Source organism: Rhizobium sp. PAMB 3182 (genome assembly GCF_052908355.1).
In genome coordinates this window covers 2,712,982-2,739,976 of the sequence record NZ_CM128607.1, presented here as the reverse complement: position 1 = coordinate 2,739,976, position 26,995 = coordinate 2,712,982, and the positions used below count along the sequence as shown (strand labels likewise).

General features: G+C 62.5%; 21 protein-coding genes. 15 read left to right on the top strand and 6 right to left on the bottom strand.

Features of this window, described 5'->3' with window-relative positions; genetic code table 11:
- The 4 genes from ACU5AZ_RS13235 (at position 1) to hemH (ending at position 5,398) form a co-directional block, all read left to right on the top strand.
- The gene (locus ACU5AZ_RS13235) at positions 1–1,446 is read left to right on the top strand and encodes a homospermidine synthase (protein WP_446822826.1); all 1,446 of its coding nucleotides are present in this window, start codon (positions 1–3) and stop codon (positions 1,444–1,446) included.
- 182 nt (positions 1,447–1,628) lie between these two features.
- A complete protein-coding gene (gene omp10, locus ACU5AZ_RS13230) occupies positions 1,629–1,997 on the top strand; it encodes an outer membrane lipoprotein Omp10 (RefSeq protein ID WP_446822825.1) in 369 nt (122 codons plus the stop codon).
- A 242-nt stretch (positions 1,998–2,239) separates the two neighbouring features.
- Positions 2,240–4,249, top strand: a complete 2,010-nt coding sequence (locus tag ACU5AZ_RS13225) for a 5'-nucleotidase C-terminal domain-containing protein (RefSeq protein ID WP_446822824.1) — start codon at positions 2,240–2,242, stop codon at positions 4,247–4,249.
- A gap of 117 nt (positions 4,250–4,366) precedes the next feature.
- Entirely contained in the window at positions 4,367–5,398 is a 1,032-nt protein-coding gene (hemH, locus tag ACU5AZ_RS13220; RefSeq protein ID WP_446822823.1) for a ferrochelatase, read from the top strand.
- A gap of 12 nt (positions 5,399–5,410) precedes the next feature.
- Here the strand turns inward: hemH and ACU5AZ_RS13215 are convergent, their stop codons facing one another.
- A complete protein-coding gene (locus ACU5AZ_RS13215) occupies positions 5,411–6,181 on the bottom strand; it encodes an MBL fold metallo-hydrolase (RefSeq protein ID WP_446822822.1) in 771 nt (256 codons plus the stop codon).
- Positions 6,182–6,269: 88 nt separating this feature from the next.
- Here ACU5AZ_RS13215 and ACU5AZ_RS13210 point away from each other — a divergent pair, with 88 nt between their 5' ends.
- From ACU5AZ_RS13210 to ACU5AZ_RS13200, 3 genes are all read left to right on the top strand, one after another.
- On the top strand, positions 6,270–7,223 hold the full coding sequence (locus ACU5AZ_RS13210; RefSeq protein WP_446822821.1) for a GlxA family transcriptional regulator: 954 nt from the start codon (positions 6,270–6,272) through the stop codon (positions 7,221–7,223).
- Positions 7,224–7,397: 174 nt separating this feature from the next.
- Complete coding sequence (locus ACU5AZ_RS13205) at positions 7,398–8,408, top strand: SPFH domain-containing protein (RefSeq protein WP_446822820.1); 1,011 nt, start codon at positions 7,398–7,400, stop codon at positions 8,406–8,408.
- 3 nt (positions 8,409–8,411) lie between these two features.
- Positions 8,412–8,873 carry an NfeD family protein gene (locus ACU5AZ_RS13200; protein ID WP_446822819.1) on the top strand — a complete coding sequence of 154 codons (462 nt, stop codon included), beginning with the start codon at positions 8,412–8,414 and terminating at the stop codon, positions 8,871–8,873.
- On the opposite strand, the gene ACU5AZ_RS13195 is transcribed toward ACU5AZ_RS13200, so the two are convergent.
- On the bottom strand, positions 8,874–9,869 hold the full coding sequence (locus tag ACU5AZ_RS13195; RefSeq protein WP_446822818.1) for a KpsF/GutQ family sugar-phosphate isomerase: 996 nt from the start codon (positions 9,867–9,869) through the stop codon (positions 8,874–8,876).
- A 222-nt stretch (positions 9,870–10,091) separates the two neighbouring features.
- Between ACU5AZ_RS13195 and ACU5AZ_RS13190 the strand changes: the two genes are divergently transcribed.
- Positions 10,092–11,549: an outer membrane beta-barrel protein gene (locus ACU5AZ_RS13190; protein WP_446822817.1), complete on the top strand. Its 1,458-nt coding sequence runs from the start codon at positions 10,092–10,094 to the stop codon at positions 11,547–11,549.
- Between the two features lie 58 nt (positions 11,550–11,607).
- Here ACU5AZ_RS13190 and galU read toward each other — a convergent pair whose 3' ends face one another.
- Entirely contained in the window at positions 11,608–12,489 is an 882-nt protein-coding gene (galU, locus tag ACU5AZ_RS13185; RefSeq protein ID WP_446822816.1) for a UTP--glucose-1-phosphate uridylyltransferase GalU, read from the bottom strand.
- Positions 12,490–12,748: 259 nt separating this feature from the next.
- Between galU and ACU5AZ_RS13180 the strand changes: the two genes are divergently transcribed.
- Complete coding sequence (locus ACU5AZ_RS13180; protein WP_446822815.1) at positions 12,749–13,969, top strand: lytic murein transglycosylase; 1,221 nt, start codon at positions 12,749–12,751, stop codon at positions 13,967–13,969.
- Positions 13,970–14,124: 155 nt separating this feature from the next.
- Complete coding sequence (locus tag ACU5AZ_RS13175; RefSeq protein ID WP_446822814.1) at positions 14,125–15,336, top strand: SGNH/GDSL hydrolase family protein; 1,212 nt, start codon at positions 14,125–14,127, stop codon at positions 15,334–15,336.
- 15 nt (positions 15,337–15,351) lie between these two features.
- Here ACU5AZ_RS13175 and ACU5AZ_RS13170 read toward each other — a convergent pair whose 3' ends face one another.
- A complete protein-coding gene (locus tag ACU5AZ_RS13170; RefSeq protein WP_446822813.1) occupies positions 15,352–16,806 on the bottom strand; it encodes a glutamate synthase subunit beta in 1,455 nt (484 codons plus the stop codon).
- Between the two features lie 103 nt (positions 16,807–16,909).
- The gene (gltB, locus tag ACU5AZ_RS13165) at positions 16,910–21,607 is read right to left on the bottom strand and encodes a glutamate synthase large subunit (RefSeq protein ID WP_446826009.1); all 4,698 of its coding nucleotides are present in this window, start codon (positions 21,605–21,607) and stop codon (positions 16,910–16,912) included.
- Between the two features lie 593 nt (positions 21,608–22,200).
- On the opposite strand from gltB, the gene ACU5AZ_RS13160 reads away from it, so the two are divergent.
- From ACU5AZ_RS13160 to ACU5AZ_RS13140, 5 genes are all read left to right on the top strand, one after another.
- Positions 22,201–23,250 carry a threonine aldolase family protein gene (locus ACU5AZ_RS13160; RefSeq protein ID WP_446822812.1) on the top strand — a complete coding sequence of 350 codons (1,050 nt, stop codon included), beginning with the start codon at positions 22,201–22,203 and terminating at the stop codon, positions 23,248–23,250.
- Between the two features lie 275 nt (positions 23,251–23,525).
- Positions 23,526–23,834: a BufA1 family periplasmic bufferin-type metallophore gene (locus ACU5AZ_RS13155; protein WP_446822811.1), complete on the top strand. Its 309-nt coding sequence runs from the start codon at positions 23,526–23,528 to the stop codon at positions 23,832–23,834.
- Positions 23,835–23,903: 69 nt separating this feature from the next.
- Positions 23,904–24,815, top strand: coding sequence for an MNIO family bufferin maturase (gene bufB, locus ACU5AZ_RS13150; RefSeq protein ID WP_446822810.1), 912 nt, complete (start codon positions 23,904–23,906; stop codon positions 24,813–24,815).
- Positions 24,808–25,581 carry an HvfC/BufC N-terminal domain-containing protein gene (locus tag ACU5AZ_RS13145; RefSeq protein ID WP_446822809.1) on the top strand — a complete coding sequence of 258 codons (774 nt, stop codon included), beginning with the start codon at positions 24,808–24,810 and terminating at the stop codon, positions 25,579–25,581. The genes bufB and ACU5AZ_RS13145 overlap by 8 nt, the downstream gene beginning before the upstream one ends.
- A 28-nt stretch (positions 25,582–25,609) precedes the next feature.
- Positions 25,610–26,194, top strand: a complete 585-nt coding sequence (locus tag ACU5AZ_RS13140) for a DoxX family protein (RefSeq protein ID WP_446822808.1) — start codon at positions 25,610–25,612, stop codon at positions 26,192–26,194.
- Between the two features lie 80 nt (positions 26,195–26,274).
- Here the strand turns inward: ACU5AZ_RS13140 and ACU5AZ_RS13135 are convergent, their stop codons facing one another.
- Entirely contained in the window at positions 26,275–26,745 is a 471-nt protein-coding gene (locus tag ACU5AZ_RS13135; protein ID WP_446822807.1) for an Hsp20 family protein, read from the bottom strand.
- Positions 26,746–26,995: the final 250 nt, after the last annotated feature.

The window sequence follows — 26,995 nt, the reverse complement described above, 5'->3', positions numbered from 1 at the left end:
ATGACAGACCAGACCTACCCGGTTTACGCTGAAATCACCGGCCCGATCGTGATGATCGGTTTCGGCTCCATCGGTCGCGGCACGCTGCCGCTGATCTGGAGGCACTTCAGCTTCGACATGAACCGGTTCGTGGTCATCGACCCGCTGCCCGACGACACTGGCATCCTCGCCAAGTTCGGCGTGCGCCACATCCAGGAGCATGTGACGAAGGAGAACTACAAGGATCTCCTGAAGCCGCTGCTGACGGAAGGCGAAGGCCAGGGCTTCTGCGTGAACCTGTCGGTCGACACCTCCTCGCTCGACATCATGAAGCTCTGCCGCAAGCTCGACGTCCTTTACATCGACACGGTCGTCGAACCGTGGCTCGGCTTCTACTTCGACAAGGACATGAAGAACGCCGACCGCACGAACTACGCGCTGCGTGAAACCGTGCGCAAGGAAAAGGAAAAACGCCCCGGCGGCACCACGGCGGTTTCCTGCTGCGGCGCCAATCCGGGCATGGTCTCCTGGTTCGTCAAGCAGGCGATCGTCAATCTCGCCAACGATACCGGCCTCGAATTCGAGGAACCCAACCACGAGGACCGCGAAGGCTGGGCGAAGCTGATGAAGAAGCTCGGCGTAAAGGGCGTGCACATCGCCGAACGCGACACCCAGCGCTCCGTCAACCCGAAGCCGCTCAACGTCTTCTGGAACACCTGGTCGGTCGAAGGCTTCATCTCCGAAGGCCTGCAGCCGTCGGAACTCGGCTGGGGCACGCACGAGAAGTGGATGCCGAAGAACGCCAAGAAGCACAAGAAGGGCAACAAGGCGGCGATCTACCTTGAGCAGCCGGGCGCCAATACCCGCGTTCGCACCTGGTGCCCGACGCCCGGCCCGCAATACGGCTTCCTCGTCACCCACAACGAATCCATCTCGATCGCCGACTACTTCACGGTCCGCGACAAGGACGGCGACGTTTCCTTCCGCCCGACCTGCCACTACGCCTACCATCCGGCCAACGACGCCGTGCTGTCGCTGCACGAAATGTTCGGCAATGGCGGCAATGCCCAGCCGGTGCTGCACGTTCTCGACGAAAACGAACTTGTCGACGGCGTCGATGAACTCGGCGTGCTGCTCTACGGCCACGAGAAGAACGCCTACTGGTACGGCTCGCGACTGTCGCTGGAAGAGACCCGCCGCATCGCGCCCTACCAGAACGCGACCGGTCTGCAGGTGACGTCAGCCGTGCTTGCCGGCATGGTCTGGGCCCTGGAGAACCCGAAGGCCGGTATCGTCGAGGCCGACGAGATGGACTACAAGCGCTGCCTGGAAGTGCAGATGCCCTATCTCGGCCCGGTCGAGGGGCATTATACCGACTGGACTCCGCTCGAAGGCCGTCCCGGTCTCTTTCCCGAATCAATCGACGAAAGCGACCCCTGGCAGTTCCAGAACATCCTGGTTCGCTAAGCAGAACCGCCGCATTCAAGGGCCTCAAGTCTCCGCTTGAGGCCTTTTTGCAACGCTATCAATTGCTTGCCTCCGGATAACCACGGGTTGCCTGCCCGGGGACCCTTGCTTTCGCCCGTTCATCACGGCAAGGTCAGGACAAAGGCCCGAAAAGGGCGGGACTCTGTTTCTGGAGAGACTTCATGAAATTCAAGATTGCCGGCACGGCCATTCTCTGCGCAACCGCGCTCACCGCCTGCCAGACCGGCGGCAGCTACTATCGTCCGTTGCCGCCTCAGCCGCGGGTTCAGACGATCGAGGGCACCTGGGCGGATTCCAACGGGCTGATCTCGACGTTCCAGGGCGGCTCCTTCGCCACCCGGACGACGGACACCAACCAGCTCCTGGCATCGGGCACCTACGCGCAGATCAACGACAAGCTTATCGAGATCAACCTGACCTCGATGGTGCGCAACACGACCTCCAAGGTCAATTGCGCGCTGGTGACGCCCAGCCAGCTGAACTGCACCTCGGAATCCGGCGGCCAGTTCTCGCTGACACGGCGCAGCTGACGTCCTGCCGCGTACCGACCCGTCGTCGTCCTGAAAAAACTCCCGCCCGGCGGGAGTTTTTTTATGGCCGAACCGCAGGTCGCCGCGCTCCCGGGACTACGATAAGCAAACCTGTGAAGTCATATTTTTTGACCAAAAGGGAAAAACCGGCTTGCTCATCATCCGAAGCGATGAATAATCGTCATAAAGGCTTGCAGGTAAGCAGCCTATAAGGGCTTCGGCCGAACAAAGAGGAGAGCCACATGTTTTCGCGATTGAAACTGGGACTGTTCAGCGCCTCGCTGATTGCCCTGTCGAGCGGCAGCGCATTTGCCGATTTCGAGCTCGATATCCTGCACATCAACGACTTTCACTCCCGCATCGAATCGATCAACAAATACGATTCCACCTGCTCGGCCGAAGACGAGACCGAAGGCAAGTGCTTCGGCGGCGCGGCCCGCCTGCTGACGGCGATCAACCAGACGCGCGACACGCTGAAGGGTGAAGGCAAGAACGTCATCCTCCTCAATGCCGGCGACAATTTCCAGGGTTCGCTGTTCTTCACGACCTATCATGGTGCCGCCGAGGCCGAATTCCTCAACCTGATGAAGTTCGACGCGATGACCGTCGGCAATCACGAGTTCGACGAGAGCGAAGACTCGCTGAAGACCTTCCTCGACAAGATCCAGTTCCCGGTCGTCACCGCCAATGTGAAGGCGAATGCCAACTCCACCATCAAGGACCGCATCGTTCCCTCGCTGGTGCTGACCGTCGGCGGCGAGAAGGTCGGCATCGTCGGCGCCGTCACCAACGACACGCCGGAACTCTCTTCGCCGGGACCGAACATCGACATCACCGTCGATCAGGACGCCATCAGCGCCGAAGTCGAGAAGCTGAAGGCCGAAGGCGTCAACAAGATCATCGCTCTGACCCATGTCGGCTATCCGCGCGATCTCGCCGTCATCGCCAAGATCCCCGACGTCGACGTGGTTGTCGGCGGCCATTCGCACACCCTGCTGTCGAACACGGACGAGAAGGCGGAAGGGCCGTACCCGACCTGGGTCGACAATCCGGGCGGCTATAAGGTGCCGGTCGTCCAGGCCGCCTCCTACAGCAAGTATCTCGGCAATCTCGACGTCGTTTTCGATGACAACGGCGTGGTGAAATCCGCCCAAGGCGACCCGATCCTCATCGATGCGAGCTTCAAGCCCGACGAAGCCGTGCTTGCCCGCATCAAGGAACTTGCCGCTCCGATCGAGGAGCTGCGCCAGAAGGTCATCGGCAGCAGCACCGCACCGATCGAAGGGTCGAGCAAGGTCTGCCGCGTCCGGGAATGCGCCATGGGCGATCTCGTGGCCGACGCCATGGTCGACCGCGTCAAGGATCAGGGCATGACGATCGCCATCCAGAACGGCGGTGGGTTGCGTGCGTCGATCGACGGCGGCGATGTCACCATGGGCGAAGTCCTGACGGTCCTGCCGTTCCAGAACACGCTTGCCACCATGCAGCTGAAGGGCGCCGACGTTGTGACCGCGCTTGAAAACGGCCTCAGCCAGATCGAGGACGGCGCCGGACGCTTCCCGCAGGTCTCCGGCCTGAAATACAGTTTCGACCGGTCGAAGCCGGCCGGCAGCCGCGTCGTCTCCGTCGAGGTCAAGGAAGGGGATGCCTACGTGCCGCTCGATCCCGAGAAGCTCTACGGCGTCACCACCAACAACTACATGCGTTCCGGCGGCGACGGCTACAAGATCTTCGCAACCGCAGCCCAGAATGCCTACGACTACGGTCCGGGCCTGGAAACGGTGGTCGCGGACTACGTTGCCGCTCATAGCCCGTATCAGCCGATCGACAGCACCGACCGCATCACCGACGTGACCCCGGCCGATTATGTCGCGCCGACGGCCGCACCGGCAACGGCAACTGCCGCCGAAGTGGTCAAGGACCAGAAGAAGGCCACGACAGAAGCTGCTCCGGCCAAGACGGAAGCCGCGGCACCGGCCGAAACACCCGCCAAGACCGAGGCACCGGTGAAGGCCGAGACCGCCACTCCGACGGAATCGCCGGCAAAGCCCGAGGCGACCACGACGTCGGAAATGCCGGCCAAGACCGACATGTCGATGAGCTATGTCGTCAAGAAGGGTGATTCCCTCTGGACGATCGCCAAGGAGCAGCTCGGTGACGGCGGCAAGTGGCCGGCGATCGCCAGGGAAAACAAGCTGCGCCATCCGGACGTCATTTCGATCGGCAAGGAGCTGACGCTTCCGAAAATGTGATCGGAACGCCGGAACCGACCGTAATAAGGACAGACAAATGTCCGGCCCGGGCTTTGCCGGGCCGGATTTTCTTTCTAGATAGCCTACACATGACTCCGTCAAAGGACTGATATCGAAATGCTCACCGCTTCCTCCGCGCTCCCGTCCGATCACCCGCCCGTCAAATTCGGTAAGGTCGGCGTCCTGCTCGTCAATCTGGGAACGCCGGACGGCACCGATTTCAAGTCCATGCGCCGTTATCTGGAAGAGTTCCTGACCGACCGGCGTGTCATCGAGTGGTCGCGGCTCTTCTGGTACCCGATCCTTTACGGCATCGTTCTCAATCGTCGTCCGGGCAAGGTCGGCAAGGCCTATGAGTCGATCTGGAACAAGGATCGCAACGAAAGCTATCTGCGGACCTACACGCGCAGCCAGGGCGAGAAGATGGCGACTGCGCTCGCCGATCTGCCGAACGTGACGGTGGACTGGGCCATGCGCTACGGCCAGCCGTCGATCGCCTCGAAGATAGACGCGCTGCAGCAGGCCGGCTGCGAGAAGATCCTGCTCTTCCCGCTCTATCCGCAATATGCCGCATCGACGACGGCAACCGTCAATGACAAGGCCTTCGAGAAACTGCAGCAGATGCGCTGGCAGCCGGCGCTGCGCACCGTGCCGGCCTATCACGACGACCCGGTCTACATCGAGGCGCTGGCCAATTCCGTCACCAGCCACCTCGCGACACTGGACTGGGAACCGGAGAAGATCATCACCTCGTTCCACGGCATTCCGCAGTCCTACTTCAAGAAGGGCGACCCCTATCACTGCCACTGCATGAAGACGGCTCGCCTGCTGCGCGAGAAGCTTGGCATGGGTGACCGGCTGATGATCACCTTCCAGTCCCGCTTCGGGCCGGAGGAGTGGCTGCAGCCCTACACCGACAAGACGGTGGAAAAGCTCGCCCAGGAAGGCGTGAAACGGATCGCGGTGATGAACCCCGGCTTCGTGTCCGACTGCCTGGAAACGCTCGAGGAAATCGCCGGAGAAGCCGGCCACATCTTCATCGAGAATGGCGGCGAGAAATTCACCCACATCCCCTGCCTGAACGACAGCGAGGACGGCATGCGCGTCCTCGAACATGTCGTCCGGCGGGAACTGCAGGGCTGGGTCTGACCACCTCTCGTCTCAGGCGAGCGCCACACGCTCGCCGCGTCCGATCGTCCGCAGCCGGTCGCTGATCCCGAAGGTCGTAAATGCCTCGACCAGCACGTCAGCGGTTTCCGTGAAGTGCTCCCATCCTTCGTTGTGGACCGGAATGACCAGCGCATCCTTGAAGGCATGCGCCGTGTCGAGCACGTCATTGACCGACATCGTCAGGTCGAACGGGCCACGCGCCTGGGCGGCACCGGTGAACGCAATGATGTGGCCGGGCGAAAAGCGGCGAGCGACCTCGGCCACGCCCTCATAATAGACCGTGTCACCCGTCACATAGACCGGATTCACGCCGTCGGCCTCGATCATGAAGCCGATGACGTCGCCGGAGATCGGCTCAATGCCCGCCGGTCCGTGGCGGCACGGTGTCGCGGTCACACGGACGGTACTGCCATCGGGCGCCGTCAACTCGACATGGTCCCACACCGCGAGCCCCCTGGCGGCACCGCCCAACCGCCCGGCGCCGACCTCCGTGGTCAGCACCAGAGGCACGCTTTCGAGGAATTGCCGCCCTGAATCGTCGAGATTGTCCTTGTGCTGGTCGTGGCTGAGCAGCACAGCGTCGATCGGACCGAGCGAGCCCGGGTCGATGACCGGGTCCGAGGTTTTCCGGAGCGTGACGGCACCATGATATTCGCATCCGGCGTGGTCGAAGGTGGGATCAGTCAGAAACCGCAAGCCCCTGAACTCGATCAGGACCGTTGGTCCATTGATCAGCGTGACGACGAAATTCTGGTTTGGCATTTTCAACTCCTTTGATAGAATAATGCCAAAATCTTATAACGGCACAACGAATGCACAATTGGCCAATTCGCCATTATTGGAGTGATTAATGCCAAACTCGACCAGCATCGCCATCCTGTTCCACAAGCATGCGGCGGTCAGCTACGCGCTGCTCTGCCAGTCGGTGTTCAGACTGGCCAATCGCATTTCCGGCGAGCTGTTATTCGACGTCCGTTTGGTCGGTGCCAACAGACACCACCAATGGGAGAACGGACAGATCAACCTGCAGCCCATGACGGACATGACACCGGGCTCCTATCTCGTGATCCCGCCTATCGAGGACTTTTCCGAGGAGACCGCACTTCGCGACAAGGACATCGCCATGATCCAGGCCGCCCATGACGCAGGCACCGTCATCGCGTCCGCCTGCCTCGGCGCCCTCCTGACGGCTGAGGCGGGCCTTCTCAAGGACCGGGAAGCGACCACCCACTGGTCACGCATCGATTATGCGGCAAGACGCTTCCCGGCGGTTCGCTGGAACGGCCGGGAAATGCTGATCGACCACGGCGACGTCGTCACCGCCGGCGGACTGCTCTCCGCCGTCGATCTATGTCTCCACATCGTCCGCAAGACCTGTGGCCGCGAATTCTCCCTGCGGCTCGGCCGGCATCTCCTGGCGGACACCATCCGGCAGAAGCAATCGCTCTATGCCGTCCATCTCACCGCGCCTCCGAAGGATGCCGGCAGGTTCGCGGCGCTGGAAGCAGAGATCGAGCGTCGGCACCCCGACAGCCCCTCCGTCGCGGAGATGGCAGACTTCTGCGGCATGAGCCTGCGCAGCTTCCATCGGCATTTCGAGGCGAACTACGGCGTCACGCCGGTCAAGTATCTGCAGCTGCGGAAGATCGAAAAGGCGAAAAGTCTGCTTGCCGAAAGCCACATGCCGCTCGAGGTAATTGCCGGGCAGACAGGGTTTTCGGACATGGCCTTCTTCCGCTCGGTCTTCGCCCGGGAAACCGGCCTCACGCCAGGCCAGTTTCGGCGAAAGGCTGGCGCCGCTTGAGCTGTATCTGGCTGGCCGGACGGCAAGAATAGACGACGAATCCGGCATGCCGCGATCCTGCGGGATCGCCGCAACCGATTATGCTCCCTGCCGATTTCATCTTGTGTTCGCGAACAATCCATACCATTTGAACTCTAGTTGAATTCTTATGCCTGGGGTTCAGGGGAGGTTGTCATGAGTTTTACCGGTTTCGACATCGTCGTCATCGCGCTTGTCGTACTCGTCATTCTGGTCGTCTTCGCGGGCGTCAAGACCGTGCCGCAGGGCAACAAGTACACGATCGAGCGGTTCGGCCGCTACACGCGCACGCTCGATCCCGGCCTGCATCTGATCGTCCCGTTCATTGACCGCATCGGCGCGCGCCTGAACGTCATGGAGCAGGTGCTCGACGTTCCCACGCAGGAAGTCATCACCAGGGATAACGCCAGCGTCTCCGCCGACGCCGTCGCCTTCTACCAGATATTGAACGCCGCCCAGGCCGCCTACCAGGTCGCCAATCTCGAGCTCGCCATCCTCAACCTGACGATGACGAACATCCGTTCTGTCATGGGCTCGATGGACCTCGACGAACTCCTGTCGAACCGCGAGACGATCAACGACCGCCTGCTGCGCGTCGTCGACGAAGCCGCGAGCCCGTGGGGCATCAAGATCACCCGCGTCGAGATCAAGGACATCCAGCCGCCGACCGACCTCGTCAATGCGATGGGCCGGCAGATGAAGGCCGAGCGCGAAAAGCGCGCCCAGGTTCTGGAAGCCGAAGGCTCCCGTAACGCGCAGATCCTCCGGGCGGAAGGCGCAAAGCAGTCGGCGATCCTGCAGGCGGAAGGCCAGCGTGAAGCGGCATACCGTGAGGCCGAGGCTCGCGAGCGCTTGGCCGAAGCGGAAGCCAAGGCCACCCGCATGGTGTCCGAGGCGATTGCCGCCGGCGACGTGCAGGCGATCAACTATTTCGTCGCCCAGAAATACACCGAAGCCATGCAGGCGATCGGCTCGGCCAGCAATTCCAAGATCGTGCTGATGCCGATGGAAGCCTCTTCGCTGATCGGCACGCTCGGCGGCATCGGCGCGATCGCCAGGGAAGTGTTCGGCGACGCGCCGGCCTCCTCGGGAGCGGCGCCGCAGCCCCGCCCGGCCCGCACCGCGCCGCCGGTCAATCCCTTCAACATGCCGCCGCGGGAGGAATAAGCCATGATCGTCGGTCTCGCGGTCTCATTCGGCCCGTGGAGCTGGTGGATTCTCGGCCTCATCCTGCTTGCCGCGGAACTCGCCCTGCCAGGGTTCTTCCTGATCTGGATCGGCGCCGCGGCCATCGTTACCGGTGTTCTGTCGCTCGGTCTGTGGGACAATCCGATCTGGATGTGGCAGATCCAGCTTCTGGTCTTCGCCGCCCTGTCCATGGTCGCCATTATCCTTGGCCGGCGCCTGTTCTCGCGCACCAACCGGCCGACTGACGAACCCTTCCTGAACCAGCGCGGCGAAAGCCTTGTCGGGCGCACGGCCACGCTCGCCGAGCCGATCGCCAACGGTCGTGGGCGCATCAGGCTGGATGATACCTACTGGTCTGTGATGGGACCGGATCTGCCGTCGGGAACCTCGGTCAAGGTGGTCTCAAGCCACGGCCGAGACCTCAAGGTCGAACCGGTAGCCTGATCAGACGACCCCGATCCGGAAGAGATCGTGGAAGTGAATGATGCCTTCGGGCCGTCCATCGTCGTCAATGACGATGAGGGCGGAAATACCGAGCTGATTGAGAAGGGCCGTGGCGTTGGCAACCAGCGTCGCGGCCTTCACCGTCTTCGGGGTCCGGGTCATGATGTCGTCGACCATCAGCTCCGACAGATTGCGGTGCAGGTTGCGGGCCATGTCGCCCTCGGTCATGATACCGCAGAGCTTGCCGTCCTCGCCGACCACGCCGACGCAACCGAAACGCTTCTTCGAGAGCGTAGAGACCGCTTCCGGCAGGGACGTACCCGCCGCGACCAGCGGTACGCGGTCGCCGGTGTGCATGATGTCCCCGACATGGGTGAGGCTCGCGCCGAGCTTGCCACCCGGATGGAAGGTCTTGAAATCGAGCGCGCTGAAGCCGCGCGCTTCCAGCAGCGCAATCGACAAAGCGTCGCCGATTGCTAGCTGCAGCAGTGCCGATGTCGTCGGCGCCAGCCCGTGCGGGCAGGCCTCCTGCGCCTTCGGCAGGCAGATCACGATATCAGAGGCCCGTGCCAGCGCCGAATTCGCACCGGACGTGATGGCGATCAGCGGAATGGAAAAACGCCGGGAATAGGCGACGATGCCCTGCAGCTCCGCCGTCTCGCCGCTCCAGGAGAGCGCAATGATCACGTCGCTCGGCGTGATCATGCCGAGATCGCCGTGATTGGCCTCGACCGGATGGACGAAAAAGGACGGCGTGCCGGTGGAGGCGAGCGTTGCGGCGATCTTGGTGCCGATATGGCCGCTCTTGCCGATGCCGGTGATGATCACCCTGCCCGGCAACTCGCCGATCAGCCGCACCGCCGACAGGAAGCTTTCCGCCAGATCGCTTTCCAGCACGTCGATCAGCGCCGTCAGGCCATCGCGCTCGGTGGTGAGGGTCCGAATGGCGGACGCGAGCGCGTCGGCCTCTTCAATTTTCAAAGCCGTCTTGATCATGGCGACGAGCGTTAGCGCTTTCTGTGTCGGCTGTCCAACATCTATTGCATGCCGCTGTGAACGCCCAACACTAAACCGAACATTAACCATATGGTTTTACGGTTTGCTAAGTCATTTTCGCGTTCGGGAAGCAATCAGACAGTTATGGCGAAGCATCGCAGCAAACCTGCCGGTCCGGCGGGACCCGGTTCCGCACAGCGTTTCGCTGTGGCGGCACTCTGCATGCTGACAGCCGTCGGTTCCCCTGCCAATGCCCAGACGGCACCGGACGACGGCAGCGACGTCACCGACGATTTCCAGACATCGACCTCGACGCTTTCCTTCGACGACGCCACGACCTCCAGCGCGGGCACGGCCTCCGGAACGGCCACGGCCGGAACTGGCGCGACGGCAACAGGGACAGCGGCGCGCGCGGAGACCCTCGCCCCCGCCACGGCCGACAGTGATGCCATCGACCCGTCATCGCTGGATACGGCGCAGATCCAGGAGCTTCGACGGCAGAACCTGCGCGAAGGCACAGTCGACAATCTGAAAACGGCCAGCACACCGAAAGCCGATGACGACGGAATATCGCTCGGCACCATGAGACTGCGCACTTCGCTCAGCCAATCCTATGGGTATGAGCAGCAGAAATCCGACACGGACAACCGGAAGCGCAACTACCTTGAGACGGAGCTGAAGGGCACGCTGACCTCTGACTGGTCACTGCATCAGCTGACGATCACCGGTGATGGCATCTGGCAGAAAAACCTGAACGGCGAACTGGAGGAAAACCCCTCCGCCTCGCTGGACGCAGAACTGCGTCTCGACCTGTCCAATGACACGACCGTCACCCTGAAAGCGGGATACGACTTCCAGCGGGAAGACGCGAACGACCCGAACGCCATCACAGGTGCGACGGCGCAGTCCGGTGTTCATACATTCTCGACCGGAATCGAGGCCAGCCACGACATCGGCATCCTGCGCGGCACGGCCGGTCTGGACCTGTCGCGGACGATCTACACGGCGGCCAAGCTTGCCGACGGCACGTCCCTCTCGCAGAGCGACCGCAATGCCGACACCGTGACCGGCACCGCCAGGCTCGGATACGAACTGTCGCCGGCGCTGATACCGTTCCTCGAGGCATCCGCCGGCCGGACATTCTACGACAAGACCGAGGATTCCGCAGGCTACAGGCGTTCCTACAACACCTATAGCGCCGTCGCCGGCGTGGAGTTTGACGGTGGCGAGAAGTTGAGCGGCGAACTTGCCGCGGGCTACGAGCTCAGCGATTTCGACGACGACCGGCTGGACACGATCAGCGGGCTGAAGGTGGAAGGCAAGCTGCTCTGGTCACCGATGCGCGGCACGACGCTTGCGACGACGCTGACCACGAAGGTCGAACCGTCGTCGAGCGGGGCGGTCAGCGGCTCGACGCTCTACACCATGAACAACACTCTGAGCCGAGAGATCCGCGACGATCTCGTCGCCAGGCTGACCGGCAACACGACGTTCCGGGCCTATCCATCCGACAGCACGGGCACCAATCAGTTCATCTGGTCCGTCGGCGGAGGCCTGACTTGGTCGCTCAGCCGTTATCTCGAACTCGGCGGCGATGTCACCTACCAGTACACCGACAACCAGACCGGCTCGGACGTCGAAGACCTGACCGCCAAAATCGGCCTGACGCTGAAACGCTGAACGAAAAGGCCGCGCAGATCTCTCCGCGCGGCCCGCTTTTCAGGATATGCGTCGAACCTTACAGCTTCGCCGCCATCGCCTTGAACTTCTCGGCAACCGACGGACGGATGTCGTCCCGCTGCAGGGCGAACGCAACGTTCGCCAGGATGAAGCCGTCCTTGGCGCCGCAGTCATAGGTCTCGCCCTTGAAGTGGTAGGCCGAGAAATCCTGCTCCTTGGCAAGCTTCAGCATTGCGTCGGTCAGCTGGATTTCATTGCCGGCGCCCGGCTCCTGCCGCTCGAGAATCTGGAAGATCTCCGGCTGCAGGATATAGCGGCCGTTGATGAACAGGTTCGAGGGCGCCTCGCCGCGCGGCGGCTTTTCCACCATCTCGGTGATCCGGAAGCCTTCTCCGACCGGCTCGCCGATCCCGACGATACCGTATTTGTAAGTCAGCTCCGGATCGCATTCCTCGACGGAAATGATGTTGCCGCCGGCCTGGTCGTAGAGATCGACCATGCCCTTCAGGCACGGCGTCTCGTGCTTCATCACCATGTCGGGAAGAAGCAGCGCGAAGGGCTCGTTGCCGACGATGTCACGGGCGCACCAGACCGCATGGCCGAGGCCGAGCGGCTCCTGCTGGCGGGTAAAGCTCGTGGTGCCCGCCATCGGGCGAAGGTCGGAGAGAAGCGACAGCTCGGTGCGCTTGCCGCGATCCCGCAGCAGCTGCTCCAGTTCGAACTGGATATCGAAGTAATCCTCGATCACCGCCTTGTTGCGGCCCGTCACGAAAACGAAATGCTCGATGCCCGCCTCGACCGCCTCGTCGACGACATACTGGATGACCGGCTTGTCGACGACGGTCAGCATTTCCTTCGGTACGGTCTTGGTCGCCGGCAGGAAGCGGGTGCCGAGACCGGCAACAGGCAGAATGGCTTTGCGAACTTTCTTGATGGTCACGCGGTCCTCCTCGTTGAAATCGGGCGTGATAGAGGGATATGGCACTGCTGAACAATGAATAAAGGTTTTTCCGGGGCGTTTTACAAAGCCGGGCCCGCAAAAGATAGCCCGCATGCAGTCAACGGCAACATTATGGTGATGACTTCCTAGCATCCGTGGTAAACATTTTGTTGACCATGTTTCGGTATGTTTTCGTGTCAGGTCAAACAATGGCCGCAAACCACCCCCGATTTTTAAATCAGACCGGCGGGAGACCCGAATGAGCCTCGTGAATACAATTCTGAAAAAAGCCGCAGTTGCGCTGATCGTCGGCGCCACCACGCTGAGTTTTGCCGGCGCAGCCCGTGCAGACGCAAAATTCCAGCGCTGGATCAACGGATTTTATGAAACAGCCGCCAAGAACGGCATTTCAAAGAAGACCTACCAGCGCGCCTTTGCCGGCGTGACCGACCCGGATCCGGTCGTCCTTCAAAAGGCGAACTACCAGCCCGAATTCACCTCGCAAGTATGGGATTACGTCGATTCGCACGTCAATCCCTACACCGTGCGCATCGGCCGCGAGATGGCGGTCAAATATGCCTCGACACTGACCAAGCTCGAAAAGCGCTTCGGCATCGAGCGCCAGGTCCTCCTGGCCATCTGGTCGATGGAGAGCAGCTATGGGGCTGTCCTCGAGAACTCCGAACGGCTTCACTATGTCCCGCGCGCGCTGGCAACGCTTGCCTATGCGGATCCGAAGCGGTCGAAATACGCCAAGACCCAGCTGATCGCAGCGCTGAAGATCCTGCAGAACGGCGATGTCTCGGCCAAGGGACTGACAGGTTCCTGGGCCGGTGCCATGGGTCACACCCAGTTCATTCCGACCAGTTACCTGCTCTATGCGGTCGACGAGGACGGCAACGGCCATCGCGACATCTGGAATTCCATTCCCGATGCGCTGGCCACTTCGGCCAACTTGCTCTCCAAGAACGGCTGGGAAAGCCACCGCACCTGGGGATACGAGGTCGCCGTTCCGCGCAGCGCGTCGAAATACGAAGGCCAGACCAAGACGCTCTCCCAATGGGCAGCCCTCGGCCTCAGCCGTCCGAACGGCAAGGGCTTCGGCTTCGCCGATGACCGCGCCGTACTGAAGATGCCGGCCGGTTCCAACGGACCGGGCTTCCTGATGGTGCGCAACTTCTTCGTCATCAAGAAGTACAATGCCGCCGACAAGTATGCCCTTGCAGTCGGCCTCCTCGCCGACGAGATCGCGGGCTATGGCGGCATGCAGCAGCGCTGGCCGCGCCCGGCGGGAACGCTGGACGTCAAGCAGAAATTCGAGCTGCAGACCCGGATGAAGGAACTCGGCTATTATGACGGCGAAGTCGACGGCAACATCGGCTCCGGTTCACGCGCCGCCATCGCTGCCATCCAGAACCGGCTCGGCCTGACGGCCGACGGCGAGCCCAGCGAACGGCTTTTGAACGCCCTGCGCCGCTAGGCCTCTGGCAATGAAGGTCACTGAAAGACCGGCCGCACTGGCCGGTCTTTTTTTGGCTTCGGGGAAGCTCCGGGAGAATGAGGCTGGCAGGGGCCCCGCTTCTTTTGTTATGACTGGGCTGGCGGATGCGCCTGCATCCGGTCGGGAGGGATCGATTGACTGACGGCCAGGCACGAACGGGACGGGCGAAGCACCCGGGCAGAAGCATCTCCTTCCGCCTCGGCATCATCCTTCTGTGCGCTGCGCCGCTGGGTCTCGTATCCTCGGCCGAAACATTCGCCGCCGAAAAGGTCGGCAAACGGCGCACCATCCTGCAACTGCTGTTCGGCAAACGGCAAAAGCCTGAGCCGCCGCCGGTGGAAGTTCCCCAACCTCGCCGCAAGTCGGTACGCCGCAGCGTCGTCAAGATTGAGACGAAGCCCCCCGTCAGTGCCGATGCCAAGAAGGCAGGCGACGCGTTGGCGGTGGAGAACACCGGTCCGGTTTTCAAGGTCCTGGTGGCCGGCGATTTCATGGCGAGCGGCCTGGCGAAGGGCCTCGAAGACGCCTTCGCCGACGTTCCGAATGTCGATATCGAATCGCGCACCAGTGCGGCCTCCGGCCTTGTCCGCAACGACTACTACGACTGGCAGGCAAAACTGCCGTCCTTTATCGAACAGGTCGAACCGTCGATCGTGGTGATCATGGTCGGCTCCAACGATCGCCAGGCCCTTCGTGGCGTTGCCGGCAATCCGCAGCCGCTGAGTGAGGATTGGCAGAAGGAATATATCCAGCGCGTGCAGGCGCTGGTGCGCACGGCAACCAGCAAGAGCCTCCCCGTCATGTGGATGGGCCTGCCGTCTTTCCCCAATGCCTCCATGTCGGCCGACATGATCAAGCTCAATGAAATCTACCGCCGCGAGGTCGGCAAGATGGGCGGCGAGTTCGTCGACATCTGGGATGGTTACGTCGATGACGCGGGCAAGTTCGTCATGAGCGGTCCCGACGTCAATGGCCAGCAAGTGCGCCTGCGTGGTCCGAAAGGCATCAACATGACCGATGCCGGCTTTCGAAAGCTCGCCTTTTACGCCGAAAAGCCGATCCGCCGTCTGCTGGGCGGCACCTCCATCGGAAATTCCGTGCTGCTCGGCGGGTCGAGCCTCCCGGATCTCATGAGCCTGCCACCGTCGCAGCTGGCGGCAATCACGCGGGTGCCGCCGATCGGCCTGTTCGATCCGGAACTGGACGGCGGTAAGACGCTGCTCGGTGCAGCGCCCTATCCCGGTTCCAGCGGACTGACGGCCCGCGACCTTCTTCTGGAAAGCACGGACACCACGTCCGCGCCGCCGGGTCGTGTCGACTATTACGACCTTCCCCGGCAGCAGTAAAACGGCAAGCCGCCGTCAGCGCGGCAGGACGGAGCTGCCCATCAGCGCTTCGTCGATGGCGCGCGCAGCCTGACGGCCTTCGCGGATCGCCCAGACCACCAGCGACTGGCCACGGCGAACGTCGCCGGCAACCCAGAGGCGATCGACCGACGTGCGGTAGTCCCGGTCGTTGGCAACCACGTTGGTCGAGCCGCGACGGTCGGTATTGAGCTGCAGCTTTCCGTCGAGTTCCTTCACCACGCTGTCCGAGAAGGGACCGCGGAAGCCGATGGCGATGAATGCCAGGTCGGCCTTGATGACGAATTCCGTACCGGCGATCGGCTTGCGCTTCTCGTCGACCTTGCAGCACTTCACGCCGGTCAGCACGCCGTCTTCGCCAACGAACTCGAGCGTTGCGACCTGGAATTCGCGGTTCGCGCCTTCGGCCTGCGAGGAGGAGGTACGCATCTTGGTCGCCCAGTAGGGCCAGACGGCGAGCTTGTCTTCCTTCTCCGGCGGCATCGGGCGGATGTCGAGCTGGGTGACCTTGACCGCGCCCTGGCGGAAGGCGGTGCCCACGCAGTCGGACGCGGTGTCCCCGCCACCGACGACGACGACATGCTTGCCGCCGGCCAGAATCGGTTCGGACGGCCAGCCGACGCTGTCGATGTTTTCGCGGCCGACACGACGGTTCTGCTGGACAAGGTAGGGCATGGCGTCATAGGCGCCGTGCAGGTCGACACCGGGAATGCCGGCTTCGCGCGGGGTTTCCGAACCACCGCAGTAAAGCACTGCATCGTGATCGGCGAGCAGCTTCTCGACGGTCACGTCGACACCGACATTGACGCCGCAATGGAAGGTGACGCCCTCGCCCTTGATCTGCTCGACGCGGCGATCGATGAAGTTCTTCTCCATCTTGAAGTCCGGGATGCCGTAGCGCAGCAGGCCGCCGGGCTTGGATTCGCGCTCGAACACGTGAACGTCGTGGCCGGCGCGGCCGAGCTGCTGGGCAGCAGCCATGCCGGACGGGCCGGAGCCGATGATCGCGACCTTCTTGCCGGTCTTCACCGTCGCCGGCTGCGGGACGATATAGCCCAGTTCATAGGCCTTGTCGGCGATCGCCTGCTCGACGGTCTTGATGGCGACCGGCGTGTCTTCCAGGTTCAGCGTGCAGGCTTCCTCGCAGGGAGCGGGACAGACGCGGCCGGTGAACTCCGGGAAGTTGTTGGTCGAATGGAGGTTGCGGATCGCTTCCTTCCAGTTGCCGTTATAGATCAGGTCGTTCCAGTCCGGGATCTGGTTGTGGACCGGGCAGCCGGTCGGGCCGTGGCAGTAGGGAATGCCGCAATCCATGCAGCGCGCCGCCTGCTTCTGCACTTCCTGATCCGACATCGGGATGGTGAATTCGCGGAAATGCCGGATGCGGTCGGAGGCGGGCTGATACTTCGCCACCTGCCGGTCGATTTCCATAAAGCCAGTAACCTTGCCCATCGTGATAATCCGTTCCGTAAATCTTAAACGTTGCCTCTACGCCGTGCCGGCGCATGGGAAGCGGCGCCCGAACGGTTCCCCCGTCCGGCGCCGCCCGTATTCGTTACTCGGCGGCGATGCCCATCCGCATGCGTTCCATCTCTTCGAGCGCACGGCGGTACTCGACCGGCATGACCTTGCGGAACTTCGGACGATACTCGACCCAGTGATCCAGGATCTTCTTGGCCTGTCCCGAACCGGTGTAGTGCAGATGGTTCGAGATCAGCTGGTAGAGACGCTCCTCGTCGTGACGCGTCATGTCTCCGGAAACGTCGACGCGTCCCTTGTGCATGAGGTCGCCGCCGTGGTGGTGCAGCTTTTCCAGCATGTCGTCTTCTTCCGGCACCGGCTCCAGCTCGACCATCGCCATGTTGCAGCGGGCCGAGAAGTCGCCGGCTTCGTCGAGAACATAGGCCACGCCGCCGGACATGCCGGCCGCGAAGTTGCGTCCCGTTTCGCCGATGACGACGACGACGCCGCCCGTCATGTATTCGCAGCCGTGGTCGCCCACGCCTTCGACGACGGCGACGGCGCCGGAGTTGCGCACCGCGAAGCGTTCGCCGGCGACGCCACGGAAGTAGCATTCGCCCTCGATCGCGCCGTAGAGCACGGTGTTGCCGACGATGATCGACTGTTCCGGAACGATCCTCGTGTTTTCCGGCGGACGGACGATGATGCGGCCACCGGAAAGTCCCTTGCCGACATAGTCGTTGCCGTCACCGATCAGGTCGAAGGTGATGCCACGTGCGAGGAACGCACCGAACGACTGTCCGGCCGTGCCACGCAGCGTCACGTTGATCGTGTCGTCCTTCAGGCCCTTGTGGTTCCAGCGCTTGGCCAGCTCGCCCGACAGCATCGCGCCAGCGGACCGGTCGACGTTGCGGATCGGCATTTCGAAGGCGACCGGTTCCTTGCGTTCCAGCGCCGGCATGGCCTTCTCGATCAGCTTGCGGTCGAGAATGTCGTCGATCGGATGATGCTGGCGCGAGGTCCAGTGGGTCGCCTCCTTCGGCGCATCGACCTTGTGGAAGATGCGGGAGAAATCGAGCCCCTGGGTCTTCCAGTAGTCGAGCATGGTTTCCTTTTCCAGGAGACCGGATTCGCCGATGATGTCGTTGAGCTTCGTGTAGCCCATCGACGCCAGGATCTCGCGTACTTCCTCGGCAATGAAGAAGAAGTAGTTGACGACGTGCTCCGGCGCGCCCTTGAACCGCTTGCGCAGGACAGGGTCCTGGGTCGCGACGCCGACCGGGCAGGTGTTCAGGTGGCACTTGCGCATCATGATGCAGCCGGCCGCGATCAACGGCGCGGTCGAGAAGCCGAATTCGTCGGCGCCGAGAAGCGCGCCGATGATGACATCGCGACCGGTCTTGAGACCACCGTCGACCTGCAGCGCAATGCGTGAACGCAGGCCGTTCAGCACCAGCGTCTGCTGGGTTTCGGCAAGGCCGATTTCCCAGGGGCTGCCGGCATGCTTGAGTGAGGTCAGCGGCGAAGCGCCGGTACCGCCGTCGTAGCCGGAAATGGTGATGTGGTCGGCCCGCGCCTTAGCCACACCGGCGGCAACCGTGCCGACGCCGACTTCCGAGACGAGCTTGACCGAGACATCGGCCTCGGGGTTGACGTTCTTCAGGTCGTAGATCAGCTGCGCCAGATCCTCGATCGAATAGATGTCGTGGTGCGGCGGCGGCGAGATCAGGCCGACACCCGGGGTCGAGTGACGGGTCTTGGCGATCGTCGCATCCACCTTGTGGCCGGGCAGCTGACCGCCTTCGCCGGGCTTGGCGCCCTGCGCGACCTTGATCTGCAGCATGTCGGCGTTGACCAGATATTCGGTCGTCACCCCGAAGCGGCCCGAGGCGATCTGCTTGATCGCGGAGCGTTCCGGGTTCTTCGAGCCGTCGAACAGCGGCATGTAGCGGTCGGCTTCCTCGCCGCCCTCACCGGTGTTCGACTTGCCGCCGATCCGGTTCATGGCGATGGCGAGCGTGGTATGCGCCTCGCGCGAAATCGAGCCGAAGGACATGGCCCCGGTCGAGAAGCGCTTGACGATTTCCGTCGCCGGCTCGACCTCGTCGATCGACACAGGCGTACGGCCGAGCGCCGCGGCGTCCTTGATCTTGAACAGGCCGCGAATGGCGTTCATGCGCAGCGCCTCGCCGTTCACCATGTCGGCGAACGCCTTGTAGCGATCCTGGGCGTTGCCGCGCACGGCGTGCTGCAGTTCGGCGACCGCATCCGGCGACCATGCGTGGCTTTCGCCGCGCATGCGGAAGGCATATTCGCCGCCGACGTCGAGCGTGCCGGCGAGAACCGGGTCACGACCGAAGGCCGCGGAGTGGCGATCGGCGGTTTCGCGGGCGATCTCTTCCAGGCCGATGCCTTCGATGGTCGTCGCGGTGCCGAAGAAGTACTGGTCCACCAGCGCCTTGGAAAGGCCGACCGCATCGAAGATCTGCGCGCCGCAATAGGACTGGTAGGTCGAGATGCCCATCTTGGACATGACCTTCAGGATGCCCTTGCCGATCGCCTTGATGTAGCGATAGACGACTTCGCTGGCATCGACTTCCTTCGGGAACTCGCCGCGCGCATGCATGTCGAGCAGCGTGTCGAAGGCGAGATACGGGTTGATCGCCTCGGCGCCGTAACCGGCGAGACAGCAGAAGTGATGCACTTCGCGCGGTTCGCCGGTTTCGACCACGAGACCGACCGAGGTGCGAAGCCCCTTGCGGATCAGGTGGTGATGCACGGCGGCGGTCGCCAGCAGCGCCGGGATGGCGATGCGGTCCGGGCCGATCTGGCGGTCGGAGAGCACGATGATGTTGTAGCCGCCGCGAACGGCCGCTTCGGCGCGCTCGCAGAGCCGCTCCAGCATTTCCGGCATGCCTTCGGCGCCACGCTCGGCATCATAGGTGAAGTCGAGCGTCTTGGTGTCGAAACGGTCCTCGGTATGACCGATCGAGCGGATCTTCTCGAGGTCGCCGTTCGTCAGGATCGGCTGGCGCACTTCCAGACGCTTCGCCTTGGCCGCACCCTCGTGGTCGAGAATGTTCGGCCGCGGGCCGATGAAGGAAACGAGGCTCATCACCAGCTCTTCGCGGATCGGGTCGATCGGCGGGTTGGTGACCTGGGCGAAGTTCTGCTTGAAATAGGTGTAAAGCAGCTTCGACTTCGACGACATGGCCGAGATCGGCGTGTCGGTGCCCATCGAGCCGATCGCCTCCTGGCCGGTGGTGGCCATCGGCGACATCAGGATCTTGGTGTCTTCGGATGTGTAGCCGAAAGCCTGCTGGCGATCGAGCAGCGACACGTCGCGGCGCAGCGCGCGCGGCTCCACCGGCTTCAGGTCCTCGAGGATCAGCTGCGTCTGGCTCAGCCACTTCTGGTAGGGATGCCTGGAGGCAAGCTCCGTCTTCATCTCCTCGTCGGAGACGATGCGGCCCTTTTCCATGTCGATCAGCAGCATTTTGCCCGGCTGCAGGCGCCACTTCTGGATGATGTCCTCTTCCTTGACCGGCAGCACGCCCGCTTCCGACGCCATGATGACGCGGTCGTCGCTGGTGACGATATAGCGGGCCGGACGCAGGCCGTTACGGTCGAGCGTCGCGCCGATCTGGCGGCCATCGGTGAAGGCGACAGCGGCAGGTCCGTCCCACGGCTCCATCAGGGCGGCATGGTATTCGTAGAATGCCTTGCGCTCTTCGCCCATCAGCTGGTTGCCGGCCCAGGCTTCCGGGATCAGCATCATCACAGCATGGGCCATGGAGTAGCCGCCGCGCACGAGGAACTCGAGCGCGTTGTCGAAGCAGGCGGTGTCCGACTGGCCTTCATAGGAGATCGGCCAGAGCTTGGAGATGTCGTCGCCGAAGAGCGGCGAGGACACGGACGCCTGGCGGGCGGCCATCCAGTTGACGTTGCCGCGCAGCGTGTTGATTTCGCCGTTATGGGCGACCATGCGATAGGGGTGCGCCAGCTTCCAGGACGGGAAGGTGTTGGTCGAGAAACGCTGGTGGACGAGAGCGACGGCGCTTTCGAAGCGCGGATCGTTCAGGTCCTTGTAGTAGGCGCCGACCTGGTAGGCCAGGAACATGCCCTTGTAGACGACTGTCGAGGTCGACAGGGACACGAAGTAGAAGCCGAGGTCGCGGCCCGCCTCTTCCGCATAGATACGGTTGGAGATGACCTTGCGCAGGATGAACAGCTTGCGCTCGAATTCGATGTTGGCGGTGCAATCCTCGCCGGCGCCGATGAAAACCTGCACGTGGCGCGGTTCGGTCGCGGCAATGTCCGGGGCCTTGGAGAGCGACGCGTTGTCGACCGGCACGTCGCGGAAGCCGAGCAGGACCTGGCCTTCCTCGGCGACGACTTCGGTGATGATGTCCTTGAAGTGTGCCGCAAGCTCTTCGTCCTGCGGCATGAAACAGTAGCCGACCGCATATTCGCCCGCCTTCGGCAGGGTCACGCCCTGCGCCGCCATTTCCTCACGGAAGAAGCGGTCGGGGATCTGCACGAGAATGCCAGCGCCATCGCCCATCAGCGGATCGGCACCGACGGCGCCGCGATGCGTCAGGTTTTCCAGCATGAACAGGCCGTCCTTGACGACCTGATGCGACTTCTGGCCCTTCATGTGGGCGACGAAGCCGACGCCGCAGGCATCGTGCTCGTTGATCGGATCGTAGAGACCCTGCTTCGGCGGAAGGCCGCGCACCGCTTCACGCATAACGGTCCGGATGGCTGTCGAACCGGCCGCCTGGCGTGCCATGGCCGCTGATGGCGTCATCTTCGTCATCGTCATTCCTCCTGCCGGCCCGCAAATGCGGGCTTTCTGTTGGGTGCTGGTCACCGGAAAACCGGGTCTACAGGCTCTTTGCAATATTCATTTGAAGCCAGCTGCAGCCATCCACTGCCGGGACGGTATCCAATGAGCCTGCGGCCGCTCTCTTAACAATGGCCCTGAAGGCATGCCGTTGTCGGCGCCGATCAATCGTCAGGACTATAGCGTTTTCGGTCGATATGGTCAGGCCCCTTGGCGATATTTTTGCCGCAAGGCTGAAATTAGGACAACAAAGCTGACCTAATTTCGATAAATCTATGACAGAAAGCCGGGCTTTTCGCAAGAGCCTCGAAATAAATTCTGCAGGCTCTGGCGGTCGAAGCTTTCTCGAATGCTGACATTTCTGAAACAAGCTTCCGTCAACGCCATCTTCTGCGCAATGGCAAATCTGCATCGAAAATGACGGCAGCTGTGCCGGGATTGAAACCCTGGTCACATGGCGTATACCGAAGGCTCAAGACCGTGACGCTTTCCTGACATATCCGCAAGCCGACGATCCACCATCAGAGAGACCCGCCTCCATGTTCTTTGCCTCCGACAACTGGGCCGGCGCCCATCCCGCCATCAGCGAACGCCTGTTCAAGGAATCCGGCCGCTTCGCCGCCGCCTACGGCACGAGCGACCTCGACCGTCACGTCGAAAAGACGTTCAACGAAATCTTCGAAAGGGAAGCCGCCGTCTTCTTCGTCGGCACCGGCACCGCGGCCAACTCGATCGCGCTCGCGAGCATAGAAAAGGCCGGCGGCGTCACCTTCTGCCACTCCGACGCACATGTGGTCGCCGACGAATGCGGCGCCCCGGAATTCTTCGCCAATGCATCGCGCCTGTTCACCGTCCCCGGCCCCGAGGGCAAGATCGACCCGGCACGCCTGCAGGCCGCCATTCGCCGCTTTCCGCAGGACGCCGTGCATCAGGGTCGCGCCCAGGCCGTCACCATCACCCAGGCGACAGAAGCCGGCACCATTTACAGCCTGCAGGAAATAGAGACGATTTCCGCCATTGCCTCCGAACACGGACTGCCTCTTCATATGGACGGAGCCCGTTTCGCCAATGCGCTCGTCGCGCTCGGCGCCACCCCGGCGGAAATGACCTGGAAGCGCGGCGTCGACGTGCTCTCCTTCGGCGCGACCAAGAACGGCTGCTGGTGCGCCGAGGCGCTTGTGTTCTTCAAGCCCGACATGGCACGCGACCTGCCCTTTATCCGCAAGCGCGGCGCACAACTCTTCTCCAAGACCCGCTTCATCGCCGCCCAGTTCGACGCCTACCTGAAGGACGGCCTGTGGCTGGAGCTTGCAGGTCACGCAAACGCCATGGCCGATCGGCTGCGCGAGGGGCTGGACAAGAGTGCCCATGGACACCAGGCATGGCCGACGCAATCGAACGAGGTCTTCGCCGTTCTCGACGAAGACACCGCCAGGAAGGCGGAGCAGGCCGGCGCGAAATTCTATGACTGGCCGGTTCCCGTCGACGAGCCCTACATGCTGAAGGACAATCAGCGCCTGATACGCCTCGTCACCAGCTTTGCGACCAGCGAGGAGGATGTCGGCCATTTTGTCGACCTGATCGCCTGACGAAGAAGTCCTTATCCCTATCCATAAAGCCGGCCGGATATCCGCGCCGGCTTTTCGTTTGGCATCGACGCCCCACCAGGTTGCTACGCCTGGCTTATCACCGCGTTATCACGCAGCCGTCAGAAATGCGCGAAAAAGTCTCACGCCGGAGTGACGCCGAATAACGTGCCATTGATTTCCAATTGATCGCCACATTTGGGAATGTCTCCTCACCGGAACGAACGAACCGGTCCGCAACGAGAAGATGCGGATTTCATTTTCCAGAGGAGAATACCATGACCACCAAGACCACCTTCAACGCATCCGCTCTCGCCGGCGCCGTTGCTCTCGCTGTCACCGGCCTTGCCGCCCTGTCCGCCACCGGCGCACAGGCCGCCGAGAAGGAAAAGTGCTTCGGCGTCGCCATGGCCGGCCAGAACGACTGCGCCGCTGGTCCGGGTACGACCTGCGCCGGCACCTCCAAGGTCGACTACCAGGGCAACTCCTGGAAATACGTCGAAGCCGGCACCTGCGCGACGATGAGCCTGCCCGGCGATCGCATGGGTTCGCTGACCGCGCTCGACCGCGACGTGCCGAAGACCTGATCCGGCCATGACCTTGCATCGGGCCAACCGGCCCGATGCACCCCAAAATACCAAACCGGGAGTGCCGCCATGACTGTCACCAACCTCCAGTCCGAATCCGAAGCGACCGGCATTCCGGCCTTCACCATGCCGCGCCGCGCCGGCGCCGGCTTCAAGACCAGTCATGCCGATGCGATACTCGCCGACGATTACCGGATCGGCTTTCTGGAGGTGCACGCGGAAAATTACATGGGTGCCGGCGGCCATCCGCATCGCATCCTGACCGCGATGCGCGAGCGGTTTCCCCTCTCTATCCACGGCGTCGGCCTGTCGATCGGCTCTCCTCAGGGCCTCGATCCGGATCACCTCGCCCGCCTCAAGACCGTCGTTGAGCGGTACCAGCCCGCACTCGTCTCCGAGCATCTCGCCTGGTCTACCCACGACACGACATTCTTCAACGATCTTTTGCCTGTGCCCTATAACCGTGACACCCTGAATCGTGTCGTCGAACACATCGACCAGGTCCAGGACACGCTCGGCCGCAAGATGCTGCTCGAGAACCCGTCGACCTATGTGGCTTTCAACCAGTCGACCATGAGCGAGACGGACTTCATCCGCGAGATCGCGGCGCGCACCGGCTGCGGCCTGCTGCTGGACATCAACAACGTCTACGTGTCGGCGACCAATCACGATTTCAAACCGCTCCGATACCTCTCCGACTTTCCACTGGATCTCGTCGAGGAAATCCACCTCGCCGGGCATGCGGAAGATACGGACGACGAGGGCGACAGGCTGCTGATCGACGCTCACGACCGTCCGGTCGATGAAGCCGTCTGGTCTCTTTATGACATCGTCATCGGCCAGACCGGGCCGCTGCCGACGCTCATCGAATGGGACAACGACGTTCCCGAATGGGACGTGTTGAAACGGGAAGCGCTGCTGGCGGAAGCCATTCTGCACCGCCACGCCGGCAATTACCTCATGGGAGCCCGGCATGGCTGAGACCGCCACGACAAGGCTCACGGACGCATTTTCCGAGGCGCTGCTCGATCCCGACAGGCCTTTGCCGGAGGGAGTCGTCGGCCCGTCCGGCAAGCAGGCGACGAAACGCTTTTCGGTCTACCGCAACAACGTCTCCGTCGGCCTGGTAAACGCGCTGGCCGACATTTTCCCGACCGTCCAGCGGCTGGTCGGCGAAGACTATTTCCGCGCCATGGCCCGGATCTATGTCCAGGAGCATCCGCCGCAGTCACGGCTGATCTTCGAATACGGCAAGGATTTCGCCGATTTCGTCGCGGACTTCGAGCCGGCAAGGCATCTGACCTTCCTGCCGGATGTCGCCCGGCTGGAACGCCTTTGGCTGGATGCGTTTCACGCAGCCGATGCCACGCCGCTTGATCCGGCTGCCCTCTCCGCCTTTCCGCCCGAACAAATCGCGGACCTGCGCTTCACCGTTCATCCGGCGACGCGGATCTTCCGCGCGTCGCACGCCGCCGTTTCCATTGTCTCGCGCGACCGTTCGGGGCAGACGCTTGCCGATCTCGACCCGACAAAGGCCGAGGACGGCCTGGTCACCAGACCCGGCTTCGACGTCGAACTGCGTCACCTGCCCAAGGGAGCGGCGAGCTTTCTGGAAGCATTGATCAACGGCCAAACGCTTGGCGATGCCGCCGGCGCGGCGATGACCGAAAATCCGGAACTCGATCTGTCCGGCACGATCGCCGGCACGCTTGAGGCCGGCGTCTTTACAAAATGCACTGCCGGCTGAGAGCCGAACGGACCTGGGGGGCTATGAAATGACAATCCTGCAAACGCTGACAAGGCTCTACGTCAATATCTTTTCCACCGTCGAGCGAGCATTGGACGGCTGGTTCCTGGGCCTCGCCGCCCGGCTGGTCTTCCTGGCCGTCCTCTACCTCTATTTCCTGAATTCGGCGCTGACCAAGGTCGGTGACGGATTGCTCGGGCTCGTGCACCTGTCCGCCAGCGCCTACTACCAGATCGTCCCGCAGGCGGTGGATGCCGCCGCCGGCGATGTAGACGCCATCGCCTTTCTGCCCTGGGGGTTGATCGTTCATCTCGGCACCTATGCCGAATTTGTTTTGCCGGCCCTGATCGTCGCCGGCCTGTTCACCCGCGCCGCCGCACTGGGCATGATCGGCTTCATCGCCGTGCAGACCCTCGTCGACATAACGCTGCACATGGTCGATGCCGCAACGATCGGCGCGCTCTTCGACCGTTTCCCCGACAGCGTCATCGCCGATCAGCGGCTGCTCTGGGTCTTTCCCCTTGCCTATCTCGCGATCAAGGGTGCGGGACTGGTGTCACTCGACGCCCTGCTCTGGCATCGCTGCCGGCCGGTTGCAGTCATTGCCGCGTAGCAAGCCACGCTTCCACCAACGAAAAACGGCACCCCGATCGGGGTGCCGTTCCATGTTAAAGGCATTGTCAGGCTCGCGCGTCAGGCGGCGTTGGCCTGTGCCTCAATGGCCTTCTGCTGATTGGCAGCGCTCGCGTCGATCGCGATCCGGCGCGGCTTCATGGCCTCCGGAATGTTGCGCAGAAGATCGATGTGCAGGAGCCCGTTCTTGAGCGAAGCGGACTGGACCTCCACATGGTCGGCGAGCTGGAAGCGGCGCTCGAAAGCACGCTTGGCGATGCCGCGGTAGAGGTACTCGTTTCCGTCTTCGGTCTCCTGGGCCTTTTCACCCTTCACGATCAGCACCTGGGCATGGGATTCGATCGAAAGCTCGGTTTCGTCGAAGCCGGCGACGGCCATCGTGATGCGGTAATTGTTCTCGCCGGTCCGCTCGATGTTGTAGGGCGGATAGGCCGGAGCCTGTTCGGGCTGGCCGACGCCGTCGAGCAGGTTGAACAGACGGTCGAAGCCGACGGTGGAACGATAGAGGGGAGAAAAATCAAATTGACGCATGGTGTCCTCCTTCATGAAGCGACGATGTGCGGTTGCTTTTATCTTCGGCGTCCCGTTCTGGCGAAACCGAAGCACTTTGCGGACCCATTGACTTTGAGCGGCGCCCGCAGAAACGAGATGGGAATTGCCGATTTCGAATTCAAGAGCCCCGCGCGAGCCGCAAACCTGAACCTCGGGTGAACGGCCGGTTCCGCCCAAATTCAGCTTGAACTTAATAAGAAGGAGACCGTCGGACCGAATGCGTCCGGCG